Genomic DNA, 18,750 nt, shown 5'->3' with positions numbered 1-18,750 from the left:
CTGTCGAGCGAATCGAAAGACGGCTCCCGCCACCGGTAGAGGTGGCGGGAGCCGTCGGTTCACGACACTGACCGAATCAGGCGGGAGGCGCCGGCACCGTGTGACCGGAGAACTCCCCCGCTGATGCGACCGAGACACCAGCTGAGGGAACCTGACGCTCGTAGACTCGCGTGGCGTCGTTGGCGTTCCGGTAGACGATCACCCACCCGTTGCCACTGCTGTTGATGATCGGGCTGACAGTCGGGTCGGTTGCGGCCTGGTCGCTGGAGTCCGGATTGACGCGCGCCCAGTCACCCCAGGCACCCGAGCCGGGGGATGCCTCGAAGACCCGGTAGATCTCGTTGTCCGAACCCCGCACCACCACCGCCGTCCGTCCGAGTACCGGGTCGAGGATCACGGCGGGTGGTCCGGCGGCGATCTGGGCGCCGATGCCGTTCCAGCTGGATGACCACACACCGCTGAGGTTCTGCTGCTTCACCACGACGGAGCCGTCCGCGGCACGGGCGAAGATGGCCGTGCGGTGACCGGGGTAGACGAGCGCCGCAGGAGCACCGGTAACTGTGCCTCCGAGATCCACCCAGGGCGACAAGGCGCCGTCGTTGGTGTAGACGGCGGTCTTGACCGAACCGGCAGCGGTGGTGCCGATGATTCGCAGACCAGTGTCGATGTTGACCGCCGTGACCGAACCCAGGAGGCCGGCGGTACCCAGGCTCGCCCACGAGGGACTGGTGCCCGACTGTCGGTAGTGCCAGAGCCGGCCGTCGACGTCGGTGCCGAAGATGACACTCGTGCCGTCGCTGAGCACTGCTGACGTCGGCGGGCCATTCACCGATCCACCGACTGTGGCAATCGGTCCCCAGGTCGCCGCACCCTCAGCGGTCTGGCTGCCGGCCCAGATGGTGCCATTGGTGTGCCGTGCGGCCACCTGGACGGGCTTGCCGCCAGGCTGATTCAGCGCCGGCTGCCCGGTAAGAGCCTCAAACCCGGAAGCGGCCGTCCACTGAATGTCGAAGAAGTTGTCCGGGTTGCTCTGGTGACCGATCCGCAGTTGCCCCAAGTTGTCCACGAAGGCGTACTCGATGGGTCCGACGGCGGTGCCGGAAGGCTTGGCCTGGAGCACCGAAGTTCGGGAGTACGTGGCGATCGGCAGGGGGGTCACCGCGTCGGCGAACCAGCCCTGAAGATCGACCACCAGATGCACGGTGCCACTCGAGGTGTTGCGGAAGCGCACCTTGCCCTCGGAGTTGACCTTCGCCACCAGGAGGCTGGATCGGGCTGTTTGACCGGTGTTGAATCGAAGTACCGGGCCGAGGGTAGGGGGATCTGCCGACCAGGAGCCTTCTACGACGCTGAAGGCCCCGCTTGCGGTAGGACTGACGGCTGTGGCGTTGAGGACGACGCCAGCGACACCTCGTACCGGCAGGCGATTGGTGCCGCCGACAGCGACCTCAAGACTGGCACCGGCCGCGATCGGTGCCCCACCATTGATACTGCGGGTGTCGATCAGCCGGCTGGCGTCCACCGGGCGCAGCCCGGCCCCCGTCGTCGGGCCGTCGGTGAAATATCCCTGCACCGTGATGACGACGTCGATCGCCGATCCCGCGTTGACGAGCTGGACTACGTTACTGCCGTCACCCTTGAGCTTGACACTCATCCCCATCGAGGTATTGCCGGGACGATAATCAATGCCACTGGCGGAAAGACTGTCTGAACCGATGGTCAGCCAGCCCCCGCTGGTTGCGCCGATGACAGCGACGTCCACCATCACTGCCTTGGCAGCGCTCGGAATTGTGATGGGCTCTCCATAGAGCCTGTGCTGCGCTAGAGTAAGGCTTCGAGTTTCGCCGCTGGCCAGCTTCCCCGGCGGCACACTCGGCGCATCCGGCAGACCCGGCCGGCCCGGCCCGCAGCAGTACGGGGGATAGGTGCGGCCACGGGTATCGGCCATCACAAAATGATCCATCGGCACGAAGCCCGAGCCGGTTCCGCCGGTGTTGGTGGTGAAGTAGCCCTGCACGTCCAGCTTCAGGTTCACCTTACCGGCTTGGTTGTGTAGGGCGATCTTGCCGTTGGCCCCGACCTTCACCACCACCGAATTCGAGATGACCTCACCGGTTGAGGCATTCAGCGATGAGGCCGCTGGCCTCGTGGTCTGGTCCGGGTAGACAGTCACAAAAGTGTTGACCGTCGGGCTGATCGCCGTCACGTCGACCAATAGCGCGCTGACCCCGTTGGCCGGCACGCCGCCAACCCCGAGCGCGCTGACCGTGGCCACGGTATTTGCGTCCCGAGGACCGGTGTAGCCGCCAGTACCGCTGCGCGTGTCCAGCAGCACAGTCCGATTGATCGGTACGTAGTCGCCGCCCTTGCCTGCGGCGTCGGCGTGAACAGCCCCAGCCGGAACGACCACCGTTCCGACGGTCATGAGAAGAAGAACTGCCAATAGCCTTACAACTGCCGTTCGATTACTGACCGGATAATGCAACGGTACCGCCTCTCGTGAATGTGGACCGAGTTCGGCTCCCCGGCAATATTGAGCAGGGAGGCGCAGCACCGCAGGCCCGGCGCACCAAACGGTGCGACAAGACAAACGGAGCCGGGGAAGAGGAGGCTAGGCCAAAAAGATGCCGACGATCACGGCTTCAGCGTGACGGCCGATTGGCAACGGCCAGATGATTGCCCTCGCGATTGGGCCGGCCAGCAAGATTCCAGCGCGTAGATGGTCACGCGTCACACCCCCGTGTGCTGCTCATCATCAATGTGCCGCTGTACATTGGCAGCGCAGGCGACTCACTGTCAAGAGATGGTTCCAGCCGGTAAGGTAATGCCCGCGACGACCTGGGGAAATTACCGTGAGTTACCAATGGCTGGTGCGACGCCAAGGCGTACCCGAGTCGATCGACCCGAGCCCGGTCGGCGGACTAACCGATGAGACCCTCGGCGCGGGCCCAGCGCAGCAGCTCCGCCTCGGCGGCGTCGCGGTTCAGCGGGCCGTGTTCGAGGCGCTGCTCCTTGAGGTGCTTCCACGCCCGCCCGACCACCGGCCCCGGCGGTACACCGAGCAACTCCATGATCGCGTTGCCGTCCAGGTCGGGTCGGACCCGCGCCAGGTCCTCCTCGGCCGCGATCCGGGCGATCCGATCCTCCAGCGCGTCGTAGTCGGCAGCGAGCTGGGCGGCCTTGCGCCGATTGCGGGTCGTGCAGTCGGAGCGGGTCAGCTTGTGCAGGCGGGGCAGCAGGTCACCGGCGTCGGCGACGTAGCGGCGCACCGCCGAGTCGGTCCACTCGCCCCGCCCGTACCCGTAGAAGCGCAGGTGCATTGCGACCAGCGCGGTCACCTTCGCGGTGACCTCCTTCGGGTACCGCATCGCCTTCATCCGGGCCTTGGTCAGCCGGGCGCCGACCACCTCGTGGTGGTGGAAGCTGACCCGGCCGTCGGACCCGACCGCCTTCGTCGCCGGCTTGCCCGCGTCGTGCAGGAGGGCCGCCATCCGCAGGATGAAGTCGCAGCCCTCCTCCTCGTAGGAGACCGCGTTCTCGACGACCGTCAACGTGTGCTCGTACACGTCCTTGTGCTGGGCGTGCTCGTCGATCTCCAGCTTCAGCCCGGTCAGCTCCGGCAGGAACCGCTCGGCCAGCCCGGTGTCGACCAGCAGCCGCAGCCCGGTGATCGGGTCGGCTCCGCAGAGCAGCTTGGTGAACTCGTCGCGAATCCGCTCGGCCGTGATCCGGTCCAGGTCCGCGGCCATCTCGGTCATCGCCAGGTGCACGTCCGGGTGCACGGCGAAACGCAACTGCGCGGCGAACCGGGCGGCCCGCAGCATCCGCAGCGGGTCGTCGCCGAACGACTCACCAGGCGTGCTCGGGGTACGGATCACCTTGGCCGAGAGATCGTCCAGCCCGCCATGCGGGTCGGTGAACACGTGGTCCGGCAGGCTGACCGCCATCGCGTTGATCGTGAAGTCACGCCGCTTCAGGTCCTCGTCGAGGCTGGTGCCGTACACCACCACCGGGTTGCGGCTGACCTGGTCGTACGACTCCGCGCGGAAGGTGGTGATCTCCAGCCGGAGGCCGTCGCGCTGAGCGCCGATGGTGCCGAACTCCCGACCGGTCTCCCAGATCGACTCGGCCCAGCCCTTGATGATCCGCAGGGTCTCGTCGGGGTGCGCGTCGGTGCAGAAGTCGAGGTCGTCCCCGAGTCGACCGAGCAGGGCATCCCGCACCGAACCGCCCACCAGGTGCAACTCGTGACCGGCGCGGACGAAGCGACGGCCCAACTCGTCGGCGACCGGGGACACCCGGAGCAGTTCGGCGACGGCGTTGCGCTGCGCGGCGGTGAGTTCGCGGCGCTCGGCGGCGTGAGGTGCGGAGGCTTCGGACATGGGATCGCCAGCTTATCGGGCCGGGGTGTGATCCGATCCGCCGGGCGCGGGTAACGGGTGTGGGGTGACTATGGTCTGTGGCGTGCGGGTCGCTGTCCGACTCGACGTACCCCTGGGAGGCTGGAGATGAGCGGCGGGCTCTACCGCAGCGCCAACGCCGCGAACGATGGCGGCCCTGGCATCCGTCCCGGGGACGGCGCCACCTTCATCTCCGCCGAGCCGCTGAACCAGCCGGCCATGGAGTCGACCGCGCCGCCGCAGGAGCAGGTGGGCGAAGCGAGCGCGGCGGCCAACAGCGCTGTGATGGCGATCGGCAGCCTGGTCAGCCGGGGTACCGGCTTCCTGCGCAACCTGGTGATCGCGGCGGCGCTCGGCGGCGCGCTGGTCGGTGACGCGTACACCACCGCGCAGATCCTGCCCGGCATGGTCTACGAGTTCCTGCTCGGCGGCGTGCTCACCAGTGTGTTGATCCCGGTGCTGGTGCGCCGCCGCAAGGTCGACACCGACGGCGGCCAGGCGTACGCCCAACGGCTGCTGACCCTGGCGGTTCTTGCCCTCGGCGTGGCGGCGCTGCTCGCGGTCGCGGGAGCCTCGACACTGACCTGGCTCTACGGCAGCGGTGAGTCGACCGGCGACTATTCGAAGCTGGTCACCGGGCTGGCCCGCCTGATGCTGCCGATGATCTTCTTCTCCGGGCTGAGCGCGCTGATCAGTGCGGTGCTCAACACCCGGGGGCACTTCGCCGCCCCGATGTGGGCGCCGATCCTGAACAACCTCGTGGTCATCGGCACCGCCGGCCTCTACATCGCCATATTCGGCGCGGAGATCGTCCGGCCAGCGGAGATGACCACCGGGCGCATCCTGCTGATTGGCGGTGGCACCCTGCTCGGTGTCGCCATCCAGGCGATGGGCCTGCTGCCGGCGCTGCGCAAGGTCGGCTTCCGCTGGAAGCTGCGCTTCGACTTCCGCGCGCTCGGGCTGCGCGAGCTGGGCCGGCTCGGCGCGTGGATGATCTGCTACGTCGCGGTGAGCCAGGTCGGCTTGATCGTCCTGTTCAATCTGTTGAACCGGGCCGGCAAGGAAAACGCCGCCGGTCCACTGATCTACAACAACGTCTTCCTCCTGCTGATGACCGCGCACGGCATCATCGCTGTCTCGATCATCACGGCACTCATGCCCCGGATGAGCGCGGCTGCCGCCGACGGCCGGTACGCCGACGTGGCCGCCGACCTCTCGCGAGGCACCCGCACGGTCACGGCGGTGCTCGCCCCGATCGCTGTCTGCTATGCCGTCCTTGCCACCCCGATCGCGTTCACGCTGTTCCGCTTCGGCGCGTTCAACGAGGACAACGCCACAGCTACCTCCGTCGTCCTGCTCGCCGCCGCGCTGGCGCTGGTCCCGTTCGCGGTGAGCCAGCTCTTCACCTTCGCCTTCTACGCGCTGCCGGACACCCGCACTCCTGCGCTGATCAACATTCCGGTGGTGGCACTGCGGGTCGGCGTGCAGATCGTGCTCTTCGTGGCCTTCTCGGCGAGCTTCGCCGGCGCCGGGATGATGATCGGCAACGCGGTCTCCTACCTGGCGGCAGCAATCGCGTCCGCCTGGCTCCTCCGTCCCCGCGTCGGTCGCATCGGCCTCGGCGAGATCATGCGGACCGGCGGCAGGGTGGCGGTCGCAGCACTGGGTTCGGCAGTGGTCGGCCTTCTGGTGGTGAAGCTGCTACCGGGCGACGACACCCCGAGCCGCCTGGAGGCGATCTTCCAGTTGGTGATCGGTGGCGTGGTGATCGGTGGGACCTACCTGGGTCTGGCCATGCTGCTGAAGATCGGCGAGATCACCGAGGTGGTCGGGATGGTTCGCCGTCGCCTCGGTCGCTGAGCGCCAGCATCTGATTACAACAAGTTGGCATTCATACGGACCGTGACTACGGATCACCAGGCTGGGGATGCGCCTGTGGATAACTCCGCGATTCGCCGGTCAACCGCCGCTTCGGCCTGTGGATAACCAACCGTACGGCTGAGGGTGGCAACCCGATCGGTGGGAACGTACGAGGCAGCGCGAGCGCCACGCCAGCCCAGCCCCGGCGTCGGTCACTTGCGGTGAAGCCGTAGATTAGCTAGTACATGTGCCAGCAACGTGGCTGACAACGGTCGTAACCGGACGACTTCTTCGACTGCTCGAACCCCGCCAGGTACGGCGGGAAGATGACATGTCGGAGAGACGGGCAACCCGGGTAAGGTCGCTCTCGACGGGTACGGCAGGGGCCGACGCTGGGCGTCGACACCGGTCGGCCGGTTCCTTCAACGGCAGAGCGGGAAGCCACATGCCCAGCAGTTCGGGTTCATCGATCGACACGATCACCGAGGGAGGACGGGTGACCCAGGTCGGCGAGGGTCAGGAGGCGGACGAAAGCGCTCCTCCGGTCATGACCTTCGGTGCTCCCACGGCCGGTGAGGTCCTCGCCGAGCGGTACGAGCTGGTTGAGCACATCAACAACGACAGTGCGGGTCGGCTGGTCTGGCGCGGGGTCGACGTCATCCTGCGCCGTCCCGTTGCCGTGGTGCTGCGTTACCCGGGTGGCGACTCCGCCACCGAGATGCTTCAGGCCGCCGTCGCGGCCAGCCGGGTCATCCACCCCAACCTGGTCGGCGTCTACGACGCTATCGACGAGGCCGACCGGGCGTACGTGGTGCGCGAGTGGGTCGACGGGCAGTCCCTGCGGGACCTGGCGACCGACGGCCCCCTGGACCCGGCTCGGGCCACTGCCATCGGCAACGCCGTCGCGAGCGCGCTCGCCGCGGTGCACGCCACCGGCATGGTGCACGGCAACGTCCACCCCGGCACCGTCATGATCAGCGATGAGGGCCGAGTGGTCCTGGCCGACGCCCGCACCGACGGCGCCGACAGCCAGGAGAACGACATCCGGGCTGTCGGCGGTGTCCTCTACTTCGCGCTGACCGGTTCCTGGCCGCACGCCGAGGCGCCGCTGCACGGTGCCACCGCCGGCCACGGCCGTGCCGCCATCCCGGACGCTGTTCGAGACGCTGGGGGCGCCATCGCGGCACCCCGCCAGGTTCGGGCGGGCGTTCCGGCGTACCTGGACGACCTGACCATGGACCTGCTCGACGCCGAGATCGCGCCGCCGTCCTCCGACGTGCTCGCCGCCGAGTTGGCGCGACTGGACGTGCCGGCCGAGGACGACCACTACCTCGACAACAGCGGGCCGCTGCGGTTCGCCGCCGACACCGGGGAAGAGCCGTCGCCGCTGGCCGCCGCCGGGGGTCGCAAGGTCGCCGTCGGCATCGCTGGTCTGCTGGCCGTCGCCCTGGTCGGTCTGCTGATCGGGATCATCGCGCTGGGCGGCGACGACAAGGACCCGCAGCCCACCCCGGCCGCCGCGCCGACCGCCAGTGCTCCGGCCGGTGACGCCACCCCGGCCGCCGTGACGGCCCGCAAGCTGACAGTGAAGAACGTCCGGATCATCGACCCGGACAGCAGCAACCGCAGTGAGGTCCGTGGCGCCGAGAAGGTCATCGACGGCGACGAGGACAACGGCTGGGAGACCGAGACCTACAAGAACAAGCCCAACTTCGGCAACCTGAAGAAGGGCATGGGCGTCTGGATCGACCTCGGCGAGCCGCACACCGTCAAGTCGGTGCAGGCAGTGCTGTCGGCCACCAGCGCGTCCGCCCAGCTGTTCGCCGGCACGACCAACCCGCCGTCCAGCTCCAACGGTGACAAGCAGTTGGTCGCGGCCTACAAGACCGCCATCGGTCAGCCGTTCGAGGACCACGACGGCACCACAATGACGTTCAACGGCTTCGACGCCGACCAGAAATACCAGTACCTGCTGTTCTGGATCACCGAGTTGCCTCCGGCCGAGGACGGATTCAAGCTGGGGGTGCAGGAGATTACGGTCCAGGGGTCGTGAGCCGGGCACCACGATCCGGGCACCGCACAAACTGGACGCGGTGATGGACGGGCGCGCCGCCGCGAAGGACCTGGAGCTGCTGCGCGCACACGTCACCGGAGACCGCGACGCCTTCGCCGAACTGTTCCACCGGCACCGCGACCGGTTGTGGGCGGTGGCCCTGCGGACGCTCGGCGACCGCGAGGAGGCAGCCGACGCCCTTCAGGACGCCCTCCTGTCGGCGCATCGGGCGGCGGCCCGCTTCCGCGGCGACTCCGCCGTCACCACCTGGCTGCACCGGATCGTGGTCAACGCCTGCCTGGACCGGATTCGACGCCGGCAGGCGCATCCCACAGTGCCGCTGCCGGACGGCAACCGGGCCGACGACGGCACCGGCGGGCTCGAGCCTGCGGCACCGGCTACGGACCACGACACAGTGCTGGTGGTCCGCGAGGCGCTCGCCGCGCTGCCCCTTGAACAACGCGCCGCGCTGGTGCTGGTCGACGTACAGGGCTACCCGGTCGCCGAGGTCGCCCGCATCCTCGGCGTCGCCGAGGGCACTGTGAAGAGCCGATGTGCCCGGGGCCGCGCTCGGCTGGCCGTGCTGCTCGGGCATCTCCGCCCCGCCGCCGTCGCGACGCCTTCGGCCCGGCCGGGCGCCGCCGCCCCGATCACGGACGTGCCCGGCGTCACGCCGGGGAACCCCGGCCCGGTGGAGGGCGTCGGATCGGGGTCAGGTCGATACCGGCGGGACGCCAACCAGGAGGACACGTGACGACCGAGGGGTTCCGGGAGGTCGATGCCGACCTCCTCGCTGACTACCTCGGCGGGGCGTTGGACGGCACCCCGCAGCAGGATGAGGTCGCCCAACTGGTCTCCGCGGACCCGTCCTGGGCCGAGGCGTACGCGCTGCTGGCCCCCGCCGTGACCGAGGTCCGGGCGGACCTGACCCGCTGGGCCGAGCCGATCCCGGAGATGCCGTCGGCGATAACCGACCGCCTCCTGGCCGCGCTGGCCTCCGCGGAGCCGACGAACGACACCTCCACCGAGGAGCCACCCGCCGCCGATCGCGACCCGGCGATGCCTCCGGTCGTACCGGCGCAGGGCGGGGCCGGTCGCCGGCCGGCCGTCCCCACGCCCGGCGGGCCGGAGCGCCGGGCGTCCACCGGTCCGGGCCGTCTACGGCACGGCTGGGCCCGCCGGGGCGCGCCCGTGGCCGCCGCCGCGATCGCCGTCATTGCCGTCGCGCTGGGCCTCAACCAGCTGTCGATGCACGCGTCGGACGACTCCGGTGGCACCAACGCCATGGATCGGCCGGCCAGCGCTCCCGAGGGCGTCGCGGGGGCCGGAACGGCCCGCACCACAGGCCCGGCGCTGCGCAGTGGTACGAACTACACCCCGCAAACCCTCGGCAACCCCTTCGGCCCGGACGCTCCGGCTGTCAGCCGGGCGACCGGCGACACTCCCGGCAAGCAGCCGGTGGATGCCGATGGCGACCGCAGGCCCTCTCCCGACGGGTCGGACCAGCTGGCCCGGCTGACCGACGAGGCAACGCTGACCAGCTGCCTGGCCAGCGTCGCGGCGGAACACGGGTCGGCCCCACTGGTGGTCGAGGTGATCGACTACGCGCGGTTCCAGGGCGATCAGGCGCTGGTCATCCACTTCACCGACGCGACCGGAGCGCGGTGGGCCTGGGTGAGTGGTCCGGAGTGCGGAGTGCCTGGGTCCGGCTCGGACAGCCGGTATTCGGCGCGGGTAGGGTGAATCCACGGTCAATGGCACGATGACCCCCCACGTGACCTGACCCACCGGATGCCCGGCTCGGGAATCCCCGGTTCGTACGATGACGTTCTGGAAGTCAGCTGCCGGCCCCACCCAGGCGTCGGCGACTCGGATCAGCATCGGTGCTCGCGCCGACGCCGAACACACACAACTCGGGAGACGGCAGTGGACGAGGTCCGCAACCTGATCATCATCGGCTCCGGGCCGGCCGGCTACACAGCGGCGGTCTACGCCGCACGTGCCAACCTGAAGCCGCTGATCATTGAGGGCGTGCAGTCCGGTGGCGCGCTGATGACCACGACCGAGGTGGAAAACTTCCCCGGCTTCGCGGACGGCATCCTCGGCCCCGAGCTGATGGACAACATGCGCAAGCAGGCCGAGCGGTTCGGCGCCGAGTTCCTCACCGACGATGTGACCCGGGTCGAGCTGGTGGACACCGGCGACGCCGGCTCGGGCGCGGTGAGCACCGTCTGGGTCGGCGAGACCGCCTACCGGGCGCGATCAATCATCCTCTCCACCGGTTCGGCGTGGCGGCCGCTGGGCGTGCCCGGTGAGCAGGAATACCTGGGCCACGGCGTCTCCTCCTGCGCCACCTGTGACGGCTTCTTCTTCCGCAAGCAGCACATCGTGGTCGTCGGCGGCGGCGACTCGGCGATGGAGGAGGCCAGCTTCCTCACTCGCTTCGCCGAGTCGGTCACCATCATCCACCGGCGTGACTCGTTCCGGGCCAGCAAGATCATGGCTGACCGGGCGCTGAGCAACGAGAAGATCAAGGTCGAGTGGAACAGCACCGTCGAGGAGATCCTCGGCGAGGACGGCAAGGTCACCGGCGTACGCGTTCGTAACGTGCACACCGGCGAGACCAAGGTGCTGGACGTGACAGGTGTCTTCGTGGCCATCGGTCACGACCCCCGCAGCGAACTCTTCCGTGGTCAGGTCGAGATGGACGACGAGGGCTACGTGAAGGTCCAGGCCCCCGGCACCCGCACCAACGTGCCGGGCGTCTTCGCCGCCGGCGACCTGGTCGACCACACCTACCGTCAGGCGATCACCGCGGCCGGCACCGGTTGTGCCGCAGCGCTCGACGCCGAGCGGTTCATCGCGACGCTCAGCTGAAACAAGTAACACATCCCGGAGGAGGGGCATAGTGGGAACAACCAAGGCGGTCACCGACAAGAGCTTCGTCGCTGACGTGCTGCAGGCCGACAAGCCGGTGCTGGTGGACTTCTGGGCGGAGTGGTGCGGGCCGTGCCGCAAGGTGTCGCCGCTGCTCGAGGAAATCGCCCGGGAGATGGGTGACCAGGTCACCATCGTCAAGCTCAACATCGACGAGAACCCGGAGACCGCCCGGGCCTACCGGGTGATGTCGGTGCCGACGCTCACCGTCTTCAAGAACGGCCAGCCGGTGCAGTCGATCGCCGGTGCCAAGCCGAAGGGCGAGCTGGTCCGGCTCATCGAATCGGCCCTCTGACCAGCAGAAACATCAACCGAACCCCGTACCCGCTCGCCGGGTGCGGGGTTCGGTGTCTTCCCGGCCGTACCGCCGACGTATTTCTCGGCCCCAGCCACCTCGCCGCCCCGGAACGCATAGCCTCAAGCCTGGGCCGCCCGGCCAGCCAGCGTCGTGCAGAGGGGGTCGTGCGTGCGTCCGATCCGACCCGGTGACCGGGGACCCGCGGTCACGGAGATCCGTACCATCCTGACCGGCCTCGAACTGCTGGCCGCCGCCGGCCCGCAAACCGACGAGTTCGACCTCGACACCGAGCGGGCGGTCCGCGCGTTCCAGCAGTCGCGGGGGCTCAGTGTGGACGGCCGGGTCGGCGCGGAGACCTGGCGTGCCCTGGACGCCGCCCGTTGGCGGCTCGGCGCCCGCACCCTCTACCACGCGGTCCCCGAGCCTCTCACCGGCGAGGACGTCCGGTCGCTACAGGAGCGACTGCTGGAGATGGGGTACGACGTGGGCCGCGCGGACGCCATCTACGGTGTCCGGACGTCGCGGGCCGTGGCCCAGTTCCAGCGTGAGGTCGGGCTCACCCCCGACGGTTCCTGTGGCCCACACACGATGAACGCGCTCCGCCGGATCGGCCGCAAGGTGGTTGGCGGCCGCCCGCAGTGGCTCCGCGAGTCCGACGCGATCCGGCAGTCCGGGCCGGCACTGGTCGGCAAGACGGTCGTCATCGATCCGGGCCACGGCGGCACCGATCCCGGGATGGTGGTGCCCGACGGCTCGCTGCGCTGGACCGAGGCGGATCTGGTGCACGACCTGGCCAGCCGACTGGAGGGGCGGCTCGCCGCCTCCGGAGTGCGAGTGCAGCTCACCCGGGGCCCGTCGCCCGACAGTTGCCTGCCGGACGCCGACCGGGCCCTGCTCGCCAACTCGCTCGGCGCCGACGTGTTCATCTCGCTGCACCTGGACGGCCACGCCAACCCCGATGCGGAGGGAGTCGCGACCTACCACTACGGCACCGACAACGGGGTGACCTCGGCGACCGGTGAACGCCTGGCCGGGCTGGTGCAGCGGGAGATCGTCGCCCGCACCGGGTTGCGGGACTGTCGTACCCACGCCAAGACGTGGGAGTTGCTGAGACTGACACGGATGCCCGCCGTCCGGGTCGAGGTCGGCTATCTCACCTCGCCGACGGACCGCGCCCACCTTGTCGACCCCCGTTTCCGGGACCGGGTGGTGGAGGCGATCGTGGCCGCGGTGCAGCGGATGTACTACCCGATCGAACGAGACGTCCCGACGGGATCGCTCGACGTCAGCGAACTGCGTGCCGTGGTGACCGCCGGCACCGTCGTGGACTGATTCGCCGCCGGGCGTCAGCCGTTTGTGGAGCGGGTGGCCGGGGCCGGACGGACCGGCCGGAGCAGGGTTTCCGGGCTCATCGACCCGAGCAGCTTCTCCAGCGCGTACTCGACGTCGGACTTCCAGCTCAGCGCCGTACGCAGCTCAAGGCGCAACCGGGGGAAGCGCGGATGCGGACGTACGGTCTTGAAGCCTACGGAGAGGAAGAAGTCGACCGGGGCCACGCAACCGCCGGCCGGGTCGTCCGCGTCGCCGAACTTGGCGTCGCCGAACGCCTCGATGGCCTTGATCCCCCGCTTGGTCAGATCCCGGGCGACACCCTGCACCAGCATCCGGCCCAACCCGCCCCCGGAGAACGCGGCGACCACGTTGGCGGTCATCAACAGCGCCGCGTCCGCCGAGACCGGTGAGGTCGGGAACGCCATCGAGCGGGGCACGTAGGCGGGCGGGGCGTACATCACGAAACCGGCCGGCATGCCGTCGACGTACGCGAGTTTGCCGCAGGAGCCCCACTCCAGCAGCGTCTGGGAGACCCAGGCCTCCTTCTCCAGGCCCGGATCGCCAGCGGCGCAGGCCCGGTCCGCGGAGACCGGATCGAGCTCCCAGTAGACGCACTGCCGGCACGGGCGCGGGAGGTCTTCCAACGTGTCGAGGGTCAGGCTGACCAGACGTCGCGACATATGGCGCATCCCCACAATAGGCTCGGTGGTGAGAGCGGCATGGAACGACAGCGCCGCCTTCCTGCCCCGACGAGCGATCGTACGCCGCCGATCGGCGATACGGGAGGGGACGCGCAGATGCCCACCTCAGCGGGGGACGCCGAGGACGGTCCGCCATGTGGTCGATCTGCCTCGGCACGGCGGCAGCACGATTCCGGCGGACTAGGATCGACAATCGGTGTGTCCGCCGCCATGGTCAGCGGTGTGCGGGGTACCCGGGGCGGGAGCCACTCGAGCAGTGATCGAGGTGAGGTCATGACCGGCACGACACTCGACGACTACACCGACCGGTACGCCCGGCGGGTACGCGGGATGACCGCCTCCGAGATCCGAGCTTTGTTCGCGGTGGCCAGTCGTCCGGAGGTCGTCTCGCTCGCCGGTGGCGCACCGTACATCGCAGCCCTCCCGCTGGACGCGGTCGGCGAGATGCTCGGCCGACTCGGCTCCGAGCACGGCGTGACCACCCTCCAGTACGGCATCGGTCAGGGCACCCTCGAGCTGCGCGAGCGGATCTGCGAGGTCATGTCGCTCTCCGGGATCGACGCCGCGTGCGGGGCCTCCCCCGAGGACGTCGTGGTCACCGTGGGCGGGCAGCAGGCACTGGACCTGGTGGCCCGGCTCTTCCTCGACCCGGGAGACGTGGTGCTCGCCGAGGGGCCGACGTACGTCGGTGCGCTCGGCGTGTTTCAGGCCGCCCAGGCGCAGGTCGTCCACGTACCGATGGATGCTGACGGGCTGATCCCGGAGGCACTGGAGACAGCCATCGCCGACCTGGCCCGCGCGGGCCGGCGGGTCAAGTTCCTCTACACGATCCCCACCTACCAGAACCCGACCGGCGTGACGCTCAGCGAGGAGCGCCGGGAACGGGTGCTCGACATCTGTGAGCGCGCCGGCCTGCTCGTCGTCGAGGACGACCCGTACGGCCAACTGGGGTTCGAGGGTGAGGCCCCGGCCCCCCTGCGGGCCCGCCGCCGCGACGGCGTCTTCTACCTCAGCACGTTCTCCAAGACCTTCGCTCCCGGGCTGCGGGTCGGCTGGATCCTGGCGCCGCACGCGGTCCGCGACAAACTCGTCATCGCCAGCGAGGCGCAGATCCTCTGCCCCAGCGGTTTCGCCCAGGCCGCGGTGGCCACCTATCTGAGCACGATGCCCTGGCGGCAGCAGCTCAAGGTCTATCGCGAGGTCTACCGGGAACGCCGGGACGCTCTGCTCGACGCGATGGCCGATCTGATGCCCGAGGGCACCAGCTGGACGACACCGGCCGGCGGTCTCTTCGTGTGGGCCAGCCTGCCCGACGGGCTCGACTCGAAGGCCATGATGCCGCGAGCGGTCGCCGCCCGGGTCGCCTACGTTCCCGGCACCGGCTTCTACGCCGACGGCACCGGCACCGACGCCATGCGGCTCAACTTCAGCTTCCCGCCGCCGGAGCGGATCCGCGAGGGCGTCCGCCGGCTGGCCGGTGTGATGGAGCAGGAGATCGCGATGCGCCGGGTCTTCGGTGCCGTGGGTGGCGCCGCCGGCCGACGCGGCCGGGCCGGCTCCGACGTGCCCGGGCCCGACTTGGCATGATGCCGGCATGGGTACGACCGCCGAGCGCCTCCTCGTGACCGATTCCGCCATCTCGGCCGACCTGCGCGTCGTGGTGCTCGCTGGCGGGCTCTCCTACGAACGGGACGTGTCGCTGCGCTCCGGTCGTCGGGTGCTCGACGCGCTTCGCGCCGTCGGGGTGGAGGCCGAGCTGCGAGACGCGGACGTGGCGCTGCTGCCGGCGCTGGCGGCCGACCCGCCGGACGCTGTGGTGATCGCACTGCACGGCGCGACCGGCGAGGACGGGTCACTGCGCGGGGTGCTGGATCTGTGCGACATCCCGTACGTCGGCTGCGACGCTCGGGCCTCCCGGGTCGCCTGGGACAAGCCCTCGGCCAAGGCGGTGCTCCGCGAGGCCGGCATCCCCACCCCTGATTGGGTGGCGCTCCCGCACGATCGTTTCTCCGAACTTGGCGCGGTCGCCGTCCTGGACCGGATCGTCGACCGTCTGGGCGTACCCCTGATGGTGAAGCCGGCGCAGGGCGGGTCCGGGCTGGGCGGGGCCGTGGTCCGGGACGCCGCCGCGCTGCCCGCCGCGATGGTCGGCTGCTTCGCGTACTACTCCACGGCGCTGGTGGAGCGGTACGTGCCGGGGATGGATGTGGCGGTCTCCGTCGTCGACCTCGGCGACGGCCCGCAGGCACTGCCGCCGGTGGAGATCGTGCCGCGCAACGGCGTGTACGACTACGCCGCCCGCTACACCGCTGGGCGGACCACCTGGCACGCCCCGGCCCGGCTGGACCCGGAGGTGGCTGCCACAGTCGCCGACGTTGCCCTCGCCGCGCACACCGCGCTCGGTCTACGGGATCTCTCCCGCGTCGACGTGATCGTGGACGCGGCCGGTCAGCCGCACGTGCTGGAAGTCAACGTCTCGCCCGGCATGACGGAGACGTCACTGCTTCCGCTCGCCGTGCAGGCGGCCGGGCTGGACTTCGGCCGACTCCTCGGCACCCTGGTCGCCCGAGCAGCCGCCCGCCTCACCACGCACTGATCTTCTCGCCAACCCGTCGGACCGCCGCACCGCCCGTGGGTCGACCATGAGGTTGGCCTGTCGGGCTCAACCTCATGGTCGCCAGTTCAGTGGGTCGCGCGTACGTCGGGTGTGTCGCTGCCGTTGGCGGGCGCGGCTGGGCTCTGACCGCCGGTGCCCCCGACGCCGTTCTCGGGGGTGGCCTTGCTGACGGCTTCCCCGTTTGCCGGCTCGGACGCGGCCGGGTTGGCGGGAGCCTCGTCGGCGCTGTCGCCGGCCGGGCTGACGTGGAGTCCGTCGGTGGCCGTCGTGGTAGCGCCGCCCGATCCTGCGGTGGTGGAGTCCCGGGTGCCGGGCCGATCGGTGGCGGACGCTGTCCGAGCGGGTTCAGCCGTCGGACCGGTGGCTGTGCCGGCCCGAGCGGGTCCAGCCGTCCGGTCGGTGACGGTGGTCGTCGTCGAGTCGGCATCGGCATCCGGGTCCACCACCGGATCGGCCGAGGGCCCGCTGTCGGCGTCGGTCGGATCAGGAGTGGAGTCGAGGGCTGGTTCCGGGATCTCCTCCGCCGCCTCGATGACCGAGACCGACTCCGTCCCGGCTGCTGCCGCCGAGGCGGCCTCCGCTGCGGCAGCGGCATCCGCGGCAGCGGACTGGGCCAGCAGACTGGACGGCGCCTGCCACTGGATGCGGGGCGGCTCGGCGAGCGGGCGGCCACCGAACTCGGCGAGCCAGGCGGCGACCAGCGCCAGATTTTCCCGCCACTGCGCCTCGGAGATCGGCGGCAGGATCGAGTCCCACAGGGACAGGAACGTGCCCCGCAGCTGAAGGAGGCCGTATGGGCGGGCGAGGAACCACATGTGCAGATGGGCCGAGCCGTCGCCCCAGCGATTGACGTGCACCCGCGCCACGCCGTCGAGCGACCGGATGGCCCGCTCCAGACGTACGGTCATCACCCCCAGTTCGGCGGCCAGCAGGTTCGGCAGGTCGCCGAGGTCGAGGTGGGTGCGCGATTCCAGGATGAGCACCATGGGTAGGCCGGTGGGCCGGTCCATGGCGCGGACCCGCCACCGCTCGCCCACCCAGATGTAGGCGTCGTCGGGCGCGTTGCAGGCGGTGCATTCCCGGAGACCCTCGCCCTTCCGGGGCGGTTCGACCGGGACCGGATCATCGAGTTGCTTCACGTGGAGGTCACCCTCGAAGGGAAATGACGGCCACTGGGTGAAGTCCGGGACTGAGGGAGGGTTGTCGTGCACGACGCTGACCCTAACCGAGTCTGGCACCGCTGTCCCTACCTGTTCGAGCGGTCCCGGGCCACCGGATCGGTGCCCCCCGTCGACCCGGGTCCGGGTGGTCGCGCGGGCACCGACAGGCGATATCCACAGGCTGCCGAGATCCTGAACACAGGCCGTCATCCACAGGCTCGCACCCGCTCCCACGCGCTGTTTCACGTGAAACGGGGGGTGCCTGTGGACAACCGGTGTGGATAACTTTTCGGCCGGTCGGTCGTTGTCCGCGAACCGCCAAATCGGCGAAATCGGCGAAATCGATGATCAACAGGCGTGGAGCTGGACGGGCGCGCTCCGATCGGCGCCGCATGCCGCCGCCGGGGCGGTACCCAGCCGCCAATGACCGCTCGCCGGCCCATTTGGCACGCGTCAGCGGTGACTGCCCTGGCTCGTTCGCGGACCCGCGTCAACACAGACCTCGGCCCTTGCGGCCTGGACGCCTGGACGACCGGACGCTCTGGACGCCCAGGGCCAGGGGAGGTCGATTCGCAGCACCGGCGTCGAGCGTCAGAGGACGGGGAGCGATTTCGCTTTGACCGCCCCTTCGACTCCGGTGGTTCCGTTCGGGGCCACCGAGGCGCTAACTCGGTTTCACGTGAAACGGGAGGGCGGGCGGCGAAGTCGGTCTGGCGGTTCAGCGCCGGGCAGCGAAGGCGAGCCGGCAGTTCCGGGGCGAGTTCCCGCTGGCCTATCGCTCGTTCACCTCAGTTCCTGCGGTCCGACGGTCCAGCGGCGCGGCGACCCGGCAGACTCCCGCCAAGGTCGCTGTGAGGCTGCCCCGCCAGAAACGGCCGCGAGGGTGGGCGCTGCGGATGACCACCGAGACGCCGTTTCGCGCCACTCAGCGGCTCGCTGGCGCTTTGATCGACGCAGGGGGTGGTTGCGGTCGCGTGGACCTTTCCCGAGCCTTCTGCGACGCGTGTAGAGGATTCGCTCGGCATCCGCACACTGAGCGGCCGCCACCAGTCGCCCGCCACCGCCTCCGCTCCGCCGACTAGTCGTTCGCCACGCCGGGGCTCCTCGCCCATCACAGTGCCCACCGTCACCCCATCACCGCGCCGCCCGCCGCCCGCAGGAGGTCGGTCCGGGTAGCGGTCACCGCGACCCCGGTCGTCGTACCGGTCAGGCTGGTTGCGGTCGTCGACGTGCCGGTCCCGGTCGTCGAAACGATCGTGCCGGTCGCGGTCGTCGAAGCGGTCGTCCGGGCGGACCGGGCGGCCACGCTCGTCGTACGGGTCCGCGGGGTGCGGGTCCGTGTACGGCCGGGCGTGCGGGTCGGCATACAGCTCAGGGCCGGCGGCGGGACGG

13 protein-coding genes are annotated in these 18,750 nt (G+C 69.8%); 9 read left to right on the top strand and 4 right to left on the bottom strand.

Going from position 1 to position 18,750, the window contains the following annotated elements; all coding sequences use genetic code 11:
- Positions 1 to 76: 76 nt before the first annotated feature.
- Complete coding sequence (locus NIE79_RS28700; protein ID WP_238681549.1) at positions 77 to 2,425, bottom strand: DUF8189 domain-containing protein; 2,349 nt, start codon at positions 2,423 to 2,425, stop codon at positions 77 to 79.
- A 496-nt stretch (positions 2,426 to 2,921) separates the two neighbouring features.
- Complete coding sequence (locus NIE79_RS28695) at positions 2,922 to 4,382, bottom strand: CCA tRNA nucleotidyltransferase (RefSeq protein ID WP_238681548.1); 1,461 nt, start codon at positions 4,380 to 4,382, stop codon at positions 2,922 to 2,924.
- Between the two features lie 126 nt (positions 4,383 to 4,508).
- Between NIE79_RS28695 and murJ the strand changes: the two genes are divergently transcribed.
- The 7 genes from murJ to NIE79_RS28660 all read left to right on the top strand — a co-directional run bounded on the left by murJ (position 4,509) and on the right by NIE79_RS28660 (position 12,880).
- The gene (gene murJ / locus NIE79_RS28690; RefSeq protein ID WP_238681547.1) at positions 4,509 to 6,260 is read left to right on the top strand and encodes a murein biosynthesis integral membrane protein MurJ; all 1,752 of its coding nucleotides are present in this window, start codon (positions 4,509 to 4,511) and stop codon (positions 6,258 to 6,260) included.
- 445 nt (positions 6,261 to 6,705) lie between these two features.
- Positions 6,706 to 8,313, top strand: a complete 1,608-nt coding sequence (locus tag NIE79_RS28685; RefSeq protein WP_238681546.1) for a protein kinase family protein — start codon at positions 6,706 to 6,708, stop codon at positions 8,311 to 8,313.
- Positions 8,314 to 8,356: 43 nt separating this feature from the next.
- Positions 8,357 to 9,067, top strand: a complete 711-nt coding sequence (gene sigM, locus NIE79_RS28680; RefSeq protein WP_238681657.1) for an RNA polymerase sigma factor SigM — start codon at positions 8,357 to 8,359, stop codon at positions 9,065 to 9,067.
- On the top strand, positions 9,064 to 10,056 hold the full coding sequence (locus NIE79_RS28675) for an RsmA family anti-sigma factor (RefSeq protein WP_238681545.1): 993 nt from the start codon (positions 9,064 to 9,066) through the stop codon (positions 10,054 to 10,056). Before sigM ends, NIE79_RS28675 begins: the two co-directional genes overlap by 4 nt.
- A 183-nt stretch (positions 10,057 to 10,239) precedes the next feature.
- Positions 10,240 to 11,190 carry a thioredoxin-disulfide reductase gene (gene trxB, locus NIE79_RS28670; protein WP_238681544.1) on the top strand — a complete coding sequence of 317 codons (951 nt, stop codon included), beginning with the start codon at positions 10,240 to 10,242 and terminating at the stop codon, positions 11,188 to 11,190.
- A gap of 31 nt (positions 11,191 to 11,221) precedes the next feature.
- Positions 11,222 to 11,545, top strand: coding sequence for a thioredoxin (trxA, locus tag NIE79_RS28665; RefSeq protein WP_030331849.1), 324 nt, complete (start codon positions 11,222 to 11,224; stop codon positions 11,543 to 11,545).
- Between the two features lie 171 nt (positions 11,546 to 11,716).
- On the top strand, positions 11,717 to 12,880 hold the full coding sequence (locus tag NIE79_RS28660) for an N-acetylmuramoyl-L-alanine amidase (RefSeq protein ID WP_238681543.1): 1,164 nt from the start codon (positions 11,717 to 11,719) through the stop codon (positions 12,878 to 12,880).
- A 14-nt stretch (positions 12,881 to 12,894) separates the two neighbouring features.
- On the opposite strand, the gene NIE79_RS28655 is transcribed toward NIE79_RS28660, so the two are convergent.
- Complete coding sequence (locus NIE79_RS28655; RefSeq protein WP_091396576.1) at positions 12,895 to 13,560, bottom strand: GNAT family N-acetyltransferase; 666 nt, start codon at positions 13,558 to 13,560, stop codon at positions 12,895 to 12,897.
- A gap of 294 nt (positions 13,561 to 13,854) precedes the next feature.
- On the opposite strand from NIE79_RS28655, the gene NIE79_RS28650 reads away from it, so the two are divergent.
- Together NIE79_RS28650 and NIE79_RS28645 are read left to right on the top strand one after the other, a co-directional pair.
- Positions 13,855 to 15,168 (top strand): aminotransferase-like domain-containing protein, encoded by a 1,314-nt coding sequence (locus tag NIE79_RS28650; RefSeq protein ID WP_238681542.1) that lies wholly within the window; start codon positions 13,855 to 13,857, stop codon positions 15,166 to 15,168.
- Between the two features lie 7 nt (positions 15,169 to 15,175).
- A complete protein-coding gene (locus NIE79_RS28645) occupies positions 15,176 to 16,177 on the top strand; it encodes a D-alanine--D-alanine ligase family protein (RefSeq protein WP_238681541.1) in 1,002 nt (333 codons plus the stop codon).
- Between the two features lie 86 nt (positions 16,178 to 16,263).
- On the opposite strand, the gene NIE79_RS28640 is transcribed toward NIE79_RS28645, so the two are convergent.
- Complete coding sequence (locus tag NIE79_RS28640; protein ID WP_308193246.1) at positions 16,264 to 17,409, bottom strand: hypothetical protein; 1,146 nt, start codon at positions 17,407 to 17,409, stop codon at positions 16,264 to 16,266.
- Positions 17,410 to 18,750 lie beyond the last annotated feature (1,341 nt).

The sequence above is a fragment of the Micromonospora trifolii genome (assembly GCF_022229005.1).
Lineage (GTDB): Bacteria > Actinomycetota > Actinomycetes > Mycobacteriales > Micromonosporaceae > Micromonospora > Micromonospora trifolii.
Note: the sequence above shows the minus strand (reverse complement) of the source record. Positions and strands in the feature narration are given on the sequence as shown.

What these genes read in the sequence shown, in the direction of transcription:
- NIE79_RS28695 (WP_238681548.1), bottom strand. Translation starts at nt 4,382, where the DNA reads ATGTCCGAAGCCTCCGCACCTCACGCCGCCGAGCGCCGCGAACTCACC.
- NIE79_RS28655 (WP_091396576.1), bottom strand. Translation starts at nt 13,560, where the DNA reads ATGTCGCGACGTCTGGTCAGCCTGACCCTCGACACGTTGGAAGACCTC.
- sigM (WP_238681657.1), top strand. Translation starts at nt 8,357, where the DNA reads ATGGACGGGCGCGCCGCCGCGAAGGACCTGGAGCTGCTGCGCGCACAC.
- murJ (WP_238681547.1), top strand. Translation starts at nt 4,509, where the DNA reads ATGAGCGGCGGGCTCTACCGCAGCGCCAACGCCGCGAACGATGGCGGC.
- NIE79_RS28685 (WP_238681546.1), top strand. Translation starts at nt 6,706, where the DNA reads ATGCCCAGCAGTTCGGGTTCATCGATCGACACGATCACCGAGGGAGGA.
- NIE79_RS28650 (WP_238681542.1), top strand. Translation starts at nt 13,855, where the DNA reads ATGACCGGCACGACACTCGACGACTACACCGACCGGTACGCCCGGCGG.
- NIE79_RS28645 (WP_238681541.1), top strand. Translation starts at nt 15,176, where the DNA reads ATGGGTACGACCGCCGAGCGCCTCCTCGTGACCGATTCCGCCATCTCG.
- NIE79_RS28700 (WP_238681549.1), bottom strand. Translation starts at nt 2,425, where the DNA reads ATGACCGTCGGAACGGTGGTCGTTCCGGCTGGGGCTGTTCACGCCGAC.